The organism is Variovorax sp. GW821-FHT10B04 (genome assembly GCF_059415645.1).
Map to the genome: position 1 here is coordinate 126,538 of NZ_JBWKNQ010000013.1, position 14,516 is coordinate 141,053.

11 protein-coding genes are annotated in these 14,516 nt (G+C 68.0%); all 11 read right to left on the minus strand.

Annotated features, from left to right (window positions below; genetic code table 11):
- Nucleotides 1-592: 592 nt before the first annotated feature.
- The 11 genes from cydX to AC07PZ_RS26345 all read right to left on the minus strand — a co-directional run bounded on the left by cydX (nt 593) and on the right by AC07PZ_RS26345 (nt 14,346).
- Nucleotides 593-721, minus strand: a complete 129-nt coding sequence (gene cydX, locus AC07PZ_RS26295) for a cytochrome bd-I oxidase subunit CydX (protein WP_495298107.1) — start codon at nt 719-721, stop codon at nt 593-595.
- Nucleotides 722-757: 36 nt separating this feature from the next.
- Nucleotides 758-1,912, minus strand: a complete 1,155-nt coding sequence (gene cydB / locus AC07PZ_RS26300; RefSeq protein ID WP_495298108.1) for a cytochrome d ubiquinol oxidase subunit II — start codon at nt 1,910-1,912, stop codon at nt 758-760.
- A 16-nt stretch (nt 1,913-1,928) separates the two neighbouring features.
- Nucleotides 1,929-3,542 carry a cytochrome ubiquinol oxidase subunit I gene (locus AC07PZ_RS26305; protein ID WP_495298109.1) on the minus strand — a complete coding sequence of 538 codons (1,614 nt, stop codon included), beginning with the start codon at nt 3,540-3,542 and terminating at the stop codon, nt 1,929-1,931.
- 40 nt (nt 3,543-3,582) lie between these two features.
- Nucleotides 3,583-5,304, minus strand: coding sequence for an amino acid ABC transporter ATP-binding/permease protein (locus tag AC07PZ_RS26310; RefSeq protein ID WP_495298110.1), 1,722 nt, complete (start codon nt 5,302-5,304; stop codon nt 3,583-3,585).
- Nucleotides 5,301-7,037: a thiol reductant ABC exporter subunit CydD gene (gene cydD, locus AC07PZ_RS26315; RefSeq protein WP_495298111.1), complete on the minus strand. Its 1,737-nt coding sequence runs from the start codon at nt 7,035-7,037 to the stop codon at nt 5,301-5,303. The genes AC07PZ_RS26310 and cydD overlap by 4 nt, the downstream gene beginning before the upstream one ends.
- A gap of 214 nt (nt 7,038-7,251) precedes the next feature.
- The gene (locus AC07PZ_RS26320; protein ID WP_495298112.1) at nt 7,252-8,214 is read right to left on the minus strand and encodes an NAD(P)H-dependent flavin oxidoreductase; all 963 of its coding nucleotides are present in this window, start codon (nt 8,212-8,214) and stop codon (nt 7,252-7,254) included.
- Between the two features lie 32 nt (nt 8,215-8,246).
- Nucleotides 8,247-10,037 carry an acyl-CoA dehydrogenase gene (locus AC07PZ_RS26325; protein WP_495298113.1) on the minus strand — a complete coding sequence of 597 codons (1,791 nt, stop codon included), beginning with the start codon at nt 10,035-10,037 and terminating at the stop codon, nt 8,247-8,249.
- 97 nt (nt 10,038-10,134) lie between these two features.
- Nucleotides 10,135-11,067, minus strand: coding sequence for an electron transfer flavoprotein subunit alpha/FixB family protein (locus AC07PZ_RS26330; protein ID WP_495298114.1), 933 nt, complete (start codon nt 11,065-11,067; stop codon nt 10,135-10,137).
- Nucleotides 11,068-11,194: 127 nt separating this feature from the next.
- Entirely contained in the window at nt 11,195-11,944 is a 750-nt protein-coding gene (locus AC07PZ_RS26335; RefSeq protein ID WP_495298115.1) for an electron transfer flavoprotein subunit beta/FixA family protein, read from the minus strand.
- 142 nt (nt 11,945-12,086) lie between these two features.
- Complete coding sequence (locus AC07PZ_RS26340; protein ID WP_495298116.1) at nt 12,087-13,379, minus strand: mechanosensitive ion channel family protein; 1,293 nt, start codon at nt 13,377-13,379, stop codon at nt 12,087-12,089.
- A 13-nt stretch (nt 13,380-13,392) separates the two neighbouring features.
- Entirely contained in the window at nt 13,393-14,346 is a 954-nt protein-coding gene (locus AC07PZ_RS26345) for a histone deacetylase family protein (RefSeq protein ID WP_495298117.1), read from the minus strand.
- Nucleotides 14,347-14,516 lie beyond the last annotated feature (170 nt).

The window sequence follows — 14,516 nt, forward strand, 5'->3', positions numbered from 1 at the left end:
CGACTCCGGTCCTTCGGACTTCGCTGCTGCTCCTCGCTCCAGGCGGGGTCCGCAGAACTCGCTCCACTGCGTTCCACTCAAACAGCTGCGGCCCTGATCCGCCTTCCACTGCGGTGCTCGCCGGAGCCGGACAGCCGCCCCAAGGCATCCCACCCACCGACGCCCGACACGGGCGTTGGGCATCCTGAAAACACATCCGCGCGTTGGGCTGGCATGCGTTGCAGGCAAACAGCCGAGCCGACGGCAGCCGAAAGTCGCATCACATCGCTCGCGTCGCGTCGCGTCGCCGGTGTCGTGTTGGCTGTTGGGAAATACGTCGAGGTGCACGCACCCGTCGAACACCCTGAAGCGCCCGGTATGCGGTGTGGGCCAGGCGATTCCCTTCTGCGCCGCCGAGGAGCGCAGCCTTTCGCGGATCAGGGCTCGCCCTTGTTTGAGCGAAGCGAGTTTGGGCGGGACCCCGCGGAAGGCGAGCACCGCAGGGAAGCCCGAAGGGCCGGCGCAGCGGGTCGCCTGGCCCACACCGCGTACCGGGCGCGCCCCACCAACGACCAACGTCAAACGTCAACAGCAACGCCAAGCAGTCACCAGCTCACCCCCCAGGCTTCTCCAGCTTGTCCCGCCGAATGGCTTCATCGTCCATCAGTTCGTACCACATTGCATTGAGCACCGCGAAGGTCGCGGCGAGCGGAAGGCCCAGGATCCAGGCGAAGTACCACATGGTTGATTCCTTTCTTGTTTCGAAGATGGAAGAAGCTCAGTACGCGTGGCCGCGCTTCTCGCGGATGGCCTCGGCATCGACCTTGCCCCACAGCACGTGATAGACCCAGCTCGTGTAGGCCACGATGATCGGGATGAAGATCACCGTCACCACCAGCATGATGAACAGCGTGAGGTGGCTCGATGAAGAGTCCCACACCGTCAGGCTCGCACGCGGGTCGATCGACGACGGCAGGATGAACGGGAACATCGACACACCCACGCTCAGCACGATGCCGGCAATGCTGGCCGCGCTGGCGAGGATGGTCAGCACTTCACGCCGCAATTGCAGACCGGCGAACGCCAGCAGTGCGCCCGCGAAGCCCAGTCCCGGCACCACCCACAGCCACGGATGAGCCGCATAGTTCGCGAACCATGCGCCCGACTGCAGGGCCGCCGTCTTGAGCATCGGATTGGACGGACCATCCACGGGAATTGCGCCGGTGATCTGGTAGCCGTCGATCCAGCGCCACATCGCCCAGCCTGCGAATGCATACAGGACGATCGTCGCCAGCGCGGCCCAGCTGCCGTAGCGCCGAGCGCGGTCGGCCACGGCACCCAGCGTCTTCAGTTGCAGCCAGGCTGCGCCGTGCATCAGCAGCATCGCCACCGACACCAGGCCGCACAGCACCGAGAAGGGATTCAGCAGACCGAAGAACGATCCGTCGTAGAAGATGTGCATGTCCGGCGAAAAGCGGAACGGCACGCCGCGCAGCACGTTGCCGATCGCCACGCCGAAGATCAGCGCCGGCACGAAGCCGCCCAGCGACAGCACCAGGTCCCAGCGCAGGCGCCACGTCGCGTCGTCGTGCTTGCCGCGGAACTTGAAGGCCACCGGCCGCAGGATCAGTGCCACCAGGATCGCGAACATCGCCAGGTAGAAGCCCGAGAACGACACCGCGTAGAGCTGCGGCCAGGCCGCGAAGATCGCGCCGCCGCCGAGGATCAGCCAGACCTGGTTGCCCTCCCAGACCGGGCCGACGCTGTTGATGATCACGCGGCGCTCCAGCTCGTCGCGGCCCGCGATGCGCAGCAGCATGCCGACGCCGAGGTCGAAGCCGTCGGTCACCGCGAAGCCCACCAGCAGCACGCCAAGCAGCAGCCACCAGATCAGGCGCAGGATTTCGTAGGAAATGAGTTCGTGAAGGATCATGGTCGTTCTCCGGGGTTCATTCGGCCGCGGCCAGCGGTGCGCCAGGCAGGCTGCGCAGCTCGGGCGCAGCCTCGGCGCGGCAGACGGCCGGCGGCGGCACGGGATGGTCTTCAGGGCCCTTGCGGATCGCCTTCAGCATCAGCTTCGCCTCGATGACGATCAGCACCGTGTAGATCAGCACGAAGCCGGCGATCGTGATCAGCAGCGTGGTCGCGCCGAGGCTCGACACGGCAACGGCCGTCGGCAGCACACCTTCGATCACCCAGGGCTGGCGGCCGACCTCGGCCACGATCCAGCCGGCCTCGGCCGCGACCCACGGCAGCGGGATCGCCCACAGCGCCACCTTCAACAGCCACGGATGCGCATCGAGCTTGCGCCGCACCGACAGCACGAAGAAGGTGCCCGTCAGCAGGATGAAGAACATGCCCAGCGCGACCATGATCCGGAACGACCAGTAGAGCGGCGCCACCGCCGGGATCGTGTCCAGCGCGGCGCGCTCGATCAGCTCGGGCGTCGCCTGGCGCGGATCGTCGATGTAGCGCTTCAACAGCAAGGCATAGCCCAGCGCGTGGCCGTTGTTCTCGAAGGTCGCCTTCGCTTCGACCGGCACGGCCGCACTGCTGCCCGCCGCACGGATCGTCTGCAGCGCGTCGTAGGCCTGGATGCCTTCGCGGATGCGCTGTTCGGCCAGCTTGACCAGGTCTTCGATGCCGGGGATCTCGGTGTCCAGCGAACGCGTGCCGATCAGGCCCATCACGGCCGGGATGTGCACCGCGAAGTGCGTCTCGCGCGCGGCCTGGTCAGGGAAGCCGAAGGCGGTGAAGGCAGCCGGCGCGGGCTCGGTCTTCCACATCGCCTCGATCGAGGCGAGCTTCATCTTCTGGTGCTCGGTCGACAGGTAGCCGCTCTCGTCGCCGAGCACGACCACCGACAGCGTCGCGGCCAGGCCGAACGATGCGGCCACGGTCATCGAGCGCTTGGCCAGTTGCAGGTGCCGCCCGCGCAGCACGTAGTACGCCGACACGCCGAGCACGAAGATCGCCGCCACCGTGTAGCCGGCCGACACCGTGTGCACGAACTTGGCCTGCGCGACCGGGTTGGTCAGCACGGCGGCGAAGTCGGTCACTTCCATGCGCATGGTCTGTGGATTGAAGGCCGAGCCGACCGGGTTCTGCATCCAGCCGTTGGCGATCAGGATCCACAGCGCCGACAGGTTGGAGCCGATCGCAACCGCCCAGGTCGTCACCAGATGGCCGACCTTGCTGAGCTTGTCCCAGCCGAAGAAGAACAGGCCGACGAAGGTGGCTTCGAGAAAGAAGGCCATCAGCCCTTCGATGGCCAGCGGCGCGCCGAAGATGTCGCCGACGTAGTGGCTGTAGTAGCTCCAGTTCATGCCGAACTGGAACTCCATCACGATGCCGGTGGCGACGCCCATCGCGAAGTTGATGCCGAAGAGCACGCCCCAGAACTTCGTCATGTCGCGCCAGACGGTGCGGCCCGTCATGACGTAGACCGTCTCCATGATCGCGAGGATCACGGCCAGGCCGATCGTCAACGGGACGAAGAGGAAGTGGTAGAGCGCGGTGAGCGCGAACTGCAATCGCGAGAGTGCAACGATGTCGAGGTCCATGGGGGGACTTCCTTTCCTTGAGTGTTCTTGGGGCGGCGGCTCAGTCGGGCCGCAGCGTGTTCAGTGCGGCGTCGAAGGCCGGCGTGCCGCGCCGCAGGTCGGCGACGACGCGGCCCTGCTGCAGGCAGACCAGGCGATCGGCCAGCGCGGCCTCGCGGCGCAGGTGGGTGGCGATCAGCAACGTGCGGCCGGCGGTGTGGCTGTCGAGCCGCTGCAGCACGTCGGCGGCGATGGCGGCGTCGAGCGCTTCGGTCGGCTCGTCCAGCACCCACAGCGGCGTGTCGCGCAACAGCAGACGCGCCAGTGCGAGCCGGCGCGACTGGCCGCCCGACAGGCCCAGCCCACCTTCGCCGAGCGGCGTGTCGAGAGCCGCGCCGAGCGCGCGCACGTCCGATGCGAGACCCGCGTCCTCCAGCACGCGCCAGAGCCGTGCGTCGTCTGCTGTCGGGTCGGCCAGCCGCAGGTTGTCGCGCAGGCTGTCCTGGAACAGCTCGGTGCGCTGCGTGAGCAGGCTCAGCGGCGGCACGCTCGACCGGCCTGTGCGCGGCGCGAGTTCACCGGCGATCACGGCCAACAGCGTCGACTTGCCGGCACCGCTCGGGCCGACCAGCGCCACGCGCTCGCCGGATTCGACCAGCAGCGACACGCCGTGCAACGCCGGCGCACGGCTGCCCGGATGGGTCGCGACGACGTCGACGAGGCGCAGCACCGAAGCGTCGTTCGCGGCCACCGGCAACGATGGTGCGGCGTCTTCCGCCGCCAGACGGGGTGCGAGCCGGCGCGCGGCCAGCCAGGTGCGGCCCGCATCGAGCGCGCCGCGGCGCAGTGCGGCAAAGGGCTCGACGGCCGTGAGCGACACCAGCAGCGCGAGCGCAGCCGCCGGCGCACCGATCGCGCCTCGGCCCGCCAAGGCCGCGACCGCGAGCAGCACGGCGACCAGCGTCAGCGTGCCGGCGACGCCATAGGCCGCACCGGTGTCGGCCTCGAGACGGTTCAGTGCAAGGTCGGCGCGTGCGAGATGCCGGTCGGCCACGGCGAGCGCTTCGCGCTGGGCGTCGATCCGTCCGGCCATGACCAGCTCGGTCTGGCCCGACACGAGGTCGACCGCGCGGGCCCGCAGCGTCTCGATCGCCTGGCCGCGCTTCACCGCGGCCGGCGCGGCGCGCTGTGCCGCCATCAACGCGATGCCCCAGCCTGCGCCAACCAGCCACAGCGCCAGCAATGCGCCGGCCCAGGCATTCATGAACCCGAGCACCAGGCCGGCGAACAGCGCCGCACCCAGGGCGGCGCCAGCCGGCACCAGCATGCGCAGGTACAGCGATTCGAGCGCGTCGATGTCGGCCGTGAGCCGGAACAGCAGGCGAGCCGGCCGTGCCAGCAATTGGCGCGCCGCATCGGGCCGCGCCCAGCCGCGGAACAGGCGGGTGCGCAGGTCGGCCAGCGCAGCGAAGGTGGCGTCGTGCGTGACCAGCCGTTCGCCGTAGCGCGACAGCGTGCGGCCCATCGCCAGCAGCCGGATGCCGGCCGAAGGCATGAACACGTCGAAGCCGAGCGCCGTGGCGGCCTGCAGTCCGGCCAGCGCGGTCGCGGTGATGAACCAGCCCGACAGGCCGAGCAGCGCCATGCCCATGAGCACGGTCAGCGCCGCCATCGCCGCGCCGAGCGCCAGCCGGCGCGGTTGCGTGGCCAGGAAGGGCCGCAGCAGCGGTTGCAGATCGCGCCAGCGGCGCCGCGCGGCAGAAGATGAGCGAACGGTGTTCATGCGGCCTCCCTGGCGTCGCCGAGCGAGGCAGCGAGGCCGGTCGATCCGGCCGATGAGGTCGGTGCGGCATCCAGGCGGATCACGCGGTCCATGCGCGCCGCGAGCACCGGGTCATGGGTCGCCACGATCAGCGTCTTGCCGCGTGCGAGCGCGAGCAGCGCGTCGCTCACGCGTGCAGCGGTCTCCGCGTCGAGGTGGGCCGTCGGCTCGTCGACCAGCAGCAGGTCGGCATCGGCCTGCGCTGCGGCGCGCGCCAGCGCAAGCCGTACCGCCTCGCCGCCGGACAGGCCGGCCGCGCCCTCGCCCAGCGCGATGCCGGGCCTTGCCTGCGCCACGCCGTCGAGCGCCGCGAAGCGCACGGCTTGCTGCACGGCCGCGGCGTCGATGCCGGGCCGGCCGAGTGCGACGTTGGCCAGCACCGAGCCGGCAAAGACGTGCGGACGCTGGCCCATCCAGCCGATGCGCTGGCGCAGGCCGCGCACGCTGGCGTCGGTCAGCGGCGCGCCGCCGATCGCGATCTCGCCCTGCCCGGCTGCGCTCAGGCCGGCGATCAGGCTCAGCAGCGCGGTCTTGCCGCAGCCGCTCGGCCCCATCAGCGCGACATGCTCCCCGGCAGCGACGTCGAACTGCGCGCCATCGAACAGCGCAGGCTCGCCGGCATGCGCGAAGTGCAGCCCACGGATGCGGATCGCGGGCGGCGCTTCGGGCTGCTGCACGGCCACTGCGTCGGCCGCTGCATCGGCCGCTGCGCCAGGCAACGGTTCTCCGCCCTGCGCCAGGCTGGCGAGCGCTTCGAGTGCAGCCTCGCCCGACGCGCGGTCGTGCCACACGGCCGACAGCTCGCGCAGCGGCTCGAAGAAGGCCGGTGCGAGGAGCAGCACGAACAACCCCTCGCCCAGCGACAACCGATGGCCCCAGGCGCCGAACGGCAGCGTGCCCAGCAGATGGAAGCCCACGTAAGCGGCCACCATCGCCACGCCCAGCGCAGAGAACAGTTCCAGCACGGCGGACGACAGGAACGCGATGCGCAGCACGGCCATCGTGCGCCGGCGCAGCGACTGCGCCGCATCGCCGAGCCGCTCGGCCGTGGCGTCGACCGCGCCCAATGCGCGCAGCGTGGCCAGGCCGCGCAGCCGGTCGAGCAGGAAGGCGTTCATGCCCCCCATCTCGACCATCTGCGCTTCGCTCGCCGCCTTGGCGCGCCAGCCGACGATCGCCATGAACACCGGAATCAACGGTGCCGCGACCAGCAGCACCAGCGCCGCCACCCACGAGAACCAGGCCACCACCGGCAGGATGACCAGCGGCACCGCCATCGCGCGCCAGCGGGTCGGTGCGTAGCGCACGAGATAAGGCACGATGGCCTCGGCCTGTTCGGCGATCACGCTGGCGGCCTGGCCCGATGCGGGGCGGCCGCGGTCCAGCGGCGACCGCGCCGCGAGCGACGCGGCGGCCTGCGCACGCAGTGCCGACAGCCCTTCGCGGGCCTGCGCGAAGACCTTGCGCGTACCCCAGCGCTCAGCCGCTGCGCGCAGCAGGCCGAGCAGCAGCACACCCGCCGCCGGCCCGATGGCATCGGGCAGTCCGCCGCCCTGCCCCAGCCGTTGCACAGCCACGGCCAGCAGCGCAGCCTGCGGAATCCAGAGCAGCGCGGCCGCGCCCAGCACACGGCTGCCGACGCCCGGACGGGCCAGCGATCGCAGGGCGGCATTCGACGACGTGGAGGGCTTCATCTTTCATTCCCGAATTTTCAGTATTTACTGAATATTCGCAATGATAGGGAAAACCACGAGCCTTGACGATGGACAAAGTGTCCATCGCCTTCACTTCGATTGCGTCAAATCAAGGCACCACGAAAAAGGTCCACGGCACCGAACGGCATCGTGGACCTGGGGAGGCCTGGACTGGCGGGCAGCGCATGCCGCACCGCCAGATCGGCGTCTCGAATCAGAGCGCCAGCCGCTCGCGAGCCGCCTTGTATTCGCGCTTGAGCTTGTCGACGAAGGCCGCCGTCGTCGTCACCTCGGTGATCGCGCCGATGCCCTGGCCCGAGCCCCAGATGTCCTTCCACGCCTTGGCCTTGGCGCCATCGCCGGTACCGAAGTTCATCGTCTTCAGGTCGCCTTCGGGCAGGTTCGCCGGGTCCATGCCGGCGGCGACGATGCTCGGCGCCAGGTAGTTGCCGTGCACGCCGGTGAACAGGTTCGAGTAGACGATGTCGTCGGAATTGCCGTCGACGATCGCCTGCTTGTACGCCTGGCTGGCACGCGCCTCTTCGGTCGCGATGAAGGCGGTGCCGATGTACGCGAAGTCGGCGCCCATCGCCTGCGCCGCCAGCACGGCCGCGCCGCTGGCGATCGAGCCCGACAGCGCCACCGGGCCGTCGAACCACTGGCGGATTTCCTGGATCAGCGCGAACGGGCTCTTCACGCCGGCATGGCCGCCGGCGCCGGCCGCCACCGCGATCAGGCCGTCGGCGCCCTTCTCGATCGCCTTCTTCGCGAAGGTGTTGCTGATGATGTCGTGCAGCGTCACGCCGCCGTAGCTGTGCACGGCGTCGTTGACGTCGGTGCGCGCGCCCAGCGAGGTGATGACGATCGGCACCTTGTACTTCACGACCATCTCCATGTCGTGGTCGAGCCGGTCATTGCTCTTGTGCACGATCTGGTTGATGGCGAAGGGCGCAGCCGGCTTGTCCGGGTTGGCCTTGTTGTAGGCGGCCAGCTCCTCCGTGATCTCGGCGAGCCAGTCTTCGAGCTGCGCCGCAGGGCGCGCGTTGAGCGCCGGCATGGAGCCGACGACGCCGGCCTTGCACTGGGCGATCACCAGTTGCGGGTTGCTGATGATGAACAGCGGCGAGCCGATGATCGGCAGCGGCAGGTTCGCGAGCACGGGAGGAAGCTTGGACATGGATTTGCCTCGGGGAGTGTTGTTGTCGAGATTCAGAACGCGTCGAGCGCGAGTGCCGTGACGCTGTCGGCGCCGTCGACGATGCTGTCGCGGATGCCGGGCGCCTTGTTCAGGATGTGCTCGGCGTAGAAGCGTGCGGTCGCGACCTTGGCCAGCATGAAGTCGGTGTCGAAGCTGCGCGACGCCAGTTCCTGCGCCACGATCAGCGAGCGCGCGAGCTGCCAGCCCGCCACCAGATTGCCGGCCAGCATCAGGTAGGGCACGCTGCCCGCGAACACCGCGTTCGGCGATGCCTTGGTCTGGCCGGCGACGAAGTCGACGACGTCGAGGAAGGCTTCGCGCGCCGCCTTCAGCCGCTTGTGCACCGCAGCCGCGGCGGGGCTGTCGAGCTTCGCGAGTTCGGCTTCGGTCGTCTCGATCTGCGCGGCGATGGCCTTGGCGGTCTGGCCGCCGTCGCGCGCGGTCTTGCGGCCGACCAGGTCGTTGGCCTGGATCGCGGTCGTGCCTTCGTAGATCGTGAGGATCTTCGCGTCGCGGTAGTACTGCGCCGCGCCGGTTTCCTCGATGAAGCCCATGCCGCCGTGCACCTGCACGCCGAGCGACGTCACTTCGAGGCTCATCTCGGTGCTGTAACCCTTGACCAGCGGCACCATGAATTCGTAGAAGGCCGCGTTCTGCTTGCGCGCATCGGCATCCGGATGGTGGTGCGCGGCGTCGTAGGCGGCTGCCGCCACGCTGGCCATGGCGCGGCAGCCTTCGGTGTAGGCGCGCATCGTCATCAGCATGCGCTTGACGTCGGGGTGATGGATGATCGGCGCGCTGGTGTTCATCGAGCCGTCGACCGGGCGGCTCTGCACGCGGTCCTTGGCATAGGCCACGGCATGCTGGTAGGCCCGTTCGGCGATCGCGATACCCTGCATGCCCACCGCATAGCGGGCCGAGTTCATCATGATGAACATGTACTCGAGGCCGCGGTTCTCCTGGCCGACGAGATAGCCGACGGCGCCACCGTGATCGCCGTACTGCAGCACCGCGGTCGGCGAGGCCTTGATGCCCATCTTGTGCTCGATGCTCACGCAGTGCACGTCGTTGCGCGCGCCGAGCGAGCCGTCCTTCTCGACCATGAACTTCGGTACCACGAACAGGCTGATGCCCTTCACGCCCTCAGGCGCGCCGGTCACCCGTGCCAGCACGAGGTGCACGATGTTCTCGGCCATGTCGTGTTCGCCGTAGGTGATGAAGATCTTCGTGCCGAAGACCTTGTACGTGCCGTCGGGCTGTGGCTCGGCGCGGCTGCGCACCAGCGCGAGGTCGCTGCCGGCCTGCGGCTCGGTGAGGTTCATGGTGCCGGTCCACTGGCCGCTCACCAGTTTCTCGAGATACACCGCCTTGAGCTCGTCGGAGCCGGCCGTGAGCAGCGCCTCGATCGCGCCGTCGCTCAGCAGCGGGCACAGTGCGAAGCTCATGTTGGCCGAGTTGAGCATCTCGCCGCAGGCCGCGCCGATGGTCTTGGGCAAGCCCTGGCCGCCGAAGTCCGCCGGATGCTGCAGCCCCTGCCAGCCACCCGCGGCGTACTGTGCGAAGGCTTCCTTGAAGCCCTCGGTGGTGGTCACCACGCCGTCCTTGAACGACGAAGGTTCGCGGTCGCCCGCGACGTTCAGCGGCGCGACCACGTCCTGATTGAAGCGCGCGCATTCTTCCAGCACGGCCTGCGCGGTCTCGAGGCCGGCGTCTTCCAGGCCCGGCATCTTCGCGACCTGCGCGATGTTCGCGAGGTGCTCGATGTCGAACAGCATGTCCTTGAGCGGGGCGATGTAACTCATGTCTCAGTCTCCACGTGCAGCATCTGCTGCAGATACGAAAAGGGCATCGCGAACGATGCCCTGGACCTTCTTCAGGTGATGTGTGCTCCGCGCGTTCTTACAGGGCCTTGACCAGCTCCGGCACGGCGACGAACAGGTCGGCGACCAGCCCGTAGTCGGCCACCGAGAAGATCGGCGCTTCTTCGTCCTTGTTGATCGCCACGATCACCTTGGAGTCCTTCATGCCGGCCAGATGCTGGATCGCACCCGAGATGCCCGCGGCGATGTAGAGCTGCGGCGCGACGATCTTGCCGGTCTGGCCCACTTGCCAGTCATTCGGCGCGTAGCCCGCGTCCACCGCTGCGCGCGATGCGCCCAGGCCGGCGTTGAGCTTGTCGGCCAGCGGTGCCATCACTTCCTGGAACTTCTCGGCGCTGCCCAGCGCGCGGCCGCCCGAGACGATGATCTTCGCGGCGGTCAGTTCGGGGCGTGCGCTCTTCGTGACTTCGCGTCCGACGAAGCTCGACTTGCCCGAATCGGCCACGCCTTCGGCGGTTTCGACCGAGGCGCTGCCGCCGGTCGCAGCGGCGGCGTCGAAGCCGGTCGTGCGCACGGTGATGACCTTGGTCGCGTCGCTGCTCTGCACGGTCGCGATGGCGTTGCCGGCGTAGATCGGGCGCTCGAAGGTGTCCGGGCTGTCGACCTTGGTGATGTCGCTGATCTGGGCGACGTCCAGCTTGGCGGCCACGCGCGGCGCGACGTTCTTGCCGTTGGCGGTCGAGGGGAACAGGATGTGGCTGTAGTTCGAGGCGATCGCGAGCACCTGGGCTGCGACGTTCTCGGCCAGGTTGTCGGCCAGGCTCGGGCTGTCTGCCACGATGACCTTGGCGACGCCGGCGATCTGCGCGGCGGCCTTGCCGGCTTCAGCGGCGTTGGCGCCGGCCACGAGCACGTGGACGTCGCCACCGCAGGCGAGTGCGGCGGTCACGGTGTTGAGGGTGGCCGGCTTGATGCTGGCGTGGTCGTGTTCGGCAATGACGAGTGCGGTCATAAATGAATCTCCGATGAGAGCTCTATCTGTTCCAGGAACACCGCGGAACCGGCTTGGCCGGGCCGCTGGTGTTGCCCCCTGTCAGGGGGTTGGCGAAGCGACACGAAGTGCGCGAAGCCTGGGGGTCTTAAATAACTTTGGCTTCGTTCTTGAGCTTGTCGACAAGGGCGGCAACGTCGGCCACCTTGACGCCGGCACCGCGCTTCGGCGGTTCCGAGACCTTTAGGGTCTTCAGGCGCGGCTTGACGTCCACGCCGAGGTCCTCGGGCTTGAAGGTGTCGAGCTGCTTCTTCTTGGCCTTCATGATGTTGGGCAGCGTGACGTAGCGCGGCTCGTTCAGGCGCAGGTCGGTCGTGATGACCGCGGGCAGCGTGAGCGTGAGGGTCTCGGCGCCGCCGTCGACTTCACGTGCGACGGTGACCTTGTCGCCGGCCACTTCGACCTTCGAGGCGAAAGTGGCTTGCGGCAGGTCGGCCAGCGCAGCCAGCATCTGGCCGGTCTGGTTGGCGTCGTCGTCGATGGCCTGCTTGCCCAGGATGATCAGCTGGGGCTGTTCCTTCTCGACCAGCGCCTTCAGCAGCTTGGCGACGGCCAGCGGCTGCAGCTCTTCGGTGGTTTCGACCAGAATGCCGCGGTCGGCACCGATGGCCATGGCCGTGCGCAGGGTTTCCTGGCACTTGGCGTCGCCGCAGGACACGGCGATCACTTCGGTGACGACGCCCTTCTCCTTCAAGCGAACCGCCTCTTCGACGGCGATTTCGTCGAACGGGTTCATGCTCATCTTGACGTTGGCGATGTCCACACCGCTGCCGTCACTCTTGACGCGAACCTTGACGTTGTAATCGACGACCCGCTTGACAGGTACCAGAACCTTCATTGCCTTGACTCCATTGATTGCAAAAATGAGTGAATTCGGGACAGCCGACCATTCTAGAGAAGTCGGTTTTCGACGGCCTCTGAGATACAGGAACCGGCGTCGTGGCGCCAGAAAAAGAACGACCGTGCTTTTTTATAAATAATTATAGAGGAGGCTCGACCCTCTGTGCCACCGTCTGCGACAGCGATTCGGGCAACGACTCGACGCGCAGAACGCGCTGCGGATACGGAATGTCGATGCCCGCGGCTCGCAGTCCGTCCAGCACCGTGATGTTGATGGCCGAACGGAGGTTGTCCTTGCCCTTGTCGGGGTCGGCGACCCAGAACATCAGCGTGAACTCCAGCCCGTCGGGCGCGAAATTCAACAGGTAGGCCACCGGCGCCGGATCGGTCAGCACGCGCGGCTGCGCCACCGCGGCCTCGCACAGGATGGACTGCACCTGCGCCACGTTGCTGTCGTAGCCGACGACGATGGTGGTGGTGAGCGAGAACTTGCGATCGGACAGCGACAGGTTCTCGACACGGCTCGTGATCAGCGACTCGTTCGGCACGATCGCCTCGCGCCCGTTGGTCGCGCGGATCAGCGTGTAGCGGGTCTTGATGTCGGTGATGCGGCCTTCGAAATTGTCGACCTTGACGTTGTCGCCGATCCGGATCGAGCGTTCCAGCAGGATGACGAACCCGCTCACATAGTTGGCGGCGAGCTTCTGCAGGCCGAAGCCCAGGCCCACACCGACCGCCCCGCCGAGCACCGACAGCGCCGTGAGGTCCACGCCCACCGCCGACAGCGCGAACAGCAGCCCGACCAGCAACAGCGCCGCGCGCAGCGCATTCGACGCCACCTTGCGCATCGACAGGTCGGTCACGGCTTCGCGCAGCACGCGCTTCTCGATGGCCGCCGAGATCCACAGCGCGATCACCATCACGACACCGGCCGACAGCACGCCCTCGAAGATCGTGCGCACGCTCACGCGGGTCTTGCCGAAAGCCAGCGTGATCTCGTCGAGTTCGGCCAGCACCGGCGGCAGCAGGCCGACGATCCACAGCACGGCGGCGACCCAGGCGATCCAGGACACCGTCCGCTCGACCAGCCGCACCAGGGCCGAGTCGGGGAAGACGGCGCGCAGCACGCGCGCAAAGAGCCGGATCGCGACCAGCGACAGAAACACCGACACCGCGATGCGCAGCACCAGCACCGGCTGGAAACCCAGCACGATGCGCCGCGCCAGTTCGGTGAGCATCAACGCGAGCAGCGGGAACAGCAGGCCGTCGAAAGTGCGTTCGCCGAACCAGACCGAGTCCTTGGACTGGTCCCGGCCGAACCAGCGCGAGACCGCCCAGGCGAGCACGACGCAGGCGACGAGGGCGCCGAGTTCGATCCAGACGGTGCGCGCGTGGATCTGGGCGAGGCGTTGGGTGAAGTCGCTGAAATCCATTCTCGAAAGTCGCTCAGAGGTCGGCCAGTTCGCGCAGGTGGAGTTCGACGCTGCGGGCCAGCGCGTCGAGGTTGTAGCCGCCTTCGAGCATGGACACGATGCGCCCATGCGCGTGGCGCTTCGCCACGTCGCGGATCCGCGCGGTGATCCACGCGAAGTCGTTTTCGTTCATGTTGAGCTGACCCAGATCGTCGTCGCGGTGAGCGTCGAAGCCGGCACTCACGAAGACCATCTGCGGCTTGAAGGCTTCCAGCCTCGGCATCCACATCATCTCGATGAGTTCGCGCACATCCATGCCCTTGGTGTAGGCGGGCACGGGCAGGTTGAGCATGTTGTCGGCCGGATGGTCGATGTCGCTGTACGGGAAGAACGGGTGCTGGAAGATGCCGACCATCAGCACGCGCGGATCGCCGGCGAGGATGTTCTCGGTGCCGTTGCCATGGTGCACGTCGAAGTCGACGACGGCCACACGGTCCAGCCCATGCACGTCGAGCGCGTGGCGCGCGGCGATCGCGACGTTGTTCAGGAAGCAGAAGCCCATCGCCTGCTCGCGGCCGGCATGGTGACCGGGCGGCCGCACGGCGCAGAAGGCGTTTTCGAGCCGGCCCGCGATCACCGCGTCGGTCGCCGCGATGGCTGCGCCGGCGGCGCGGCGCGCGGCGAGCAGCGTGTCGCGCGTGAGGAAGGTATCGGGGTCAAGCATCGCATGCGCCGGGCCACCGGCCGGGCCGTCCGCCACGAGGCGCTGGCTCAACGATTCGAGGTGTTCGAGGTGCGCCACGCTGTGCGCCCGCGTGATCTGCGCCAGCGTGGCCAGCGGCACGTCACCGCGCTCCATGGCGTCGCCGACGCCGGTGAGAAGCAGACGGTCCTCGATGGCGTCGAGGCGTTGCGGGCATTCCGGATGCCCACCGCCCATGTCGTGCTTCCAGCAGTCGCGGTGTGTGAAGTAGCCGGTTTTGCCCATGTCTCGGTCGTTGTCGCCGCGCAGATCGTCGACCTCACGCGGCGTGGAGCCGGCTCGCTCTGCGGTGTGTTGTTTGCGGATGAATGCAAAGGCGGACGTGGCAGCGAAGCCGGCCCGTTTGCCGAGTCAGCTTAACACGGTGATCGTCGATGAAGAGGCGCAAATGGAAG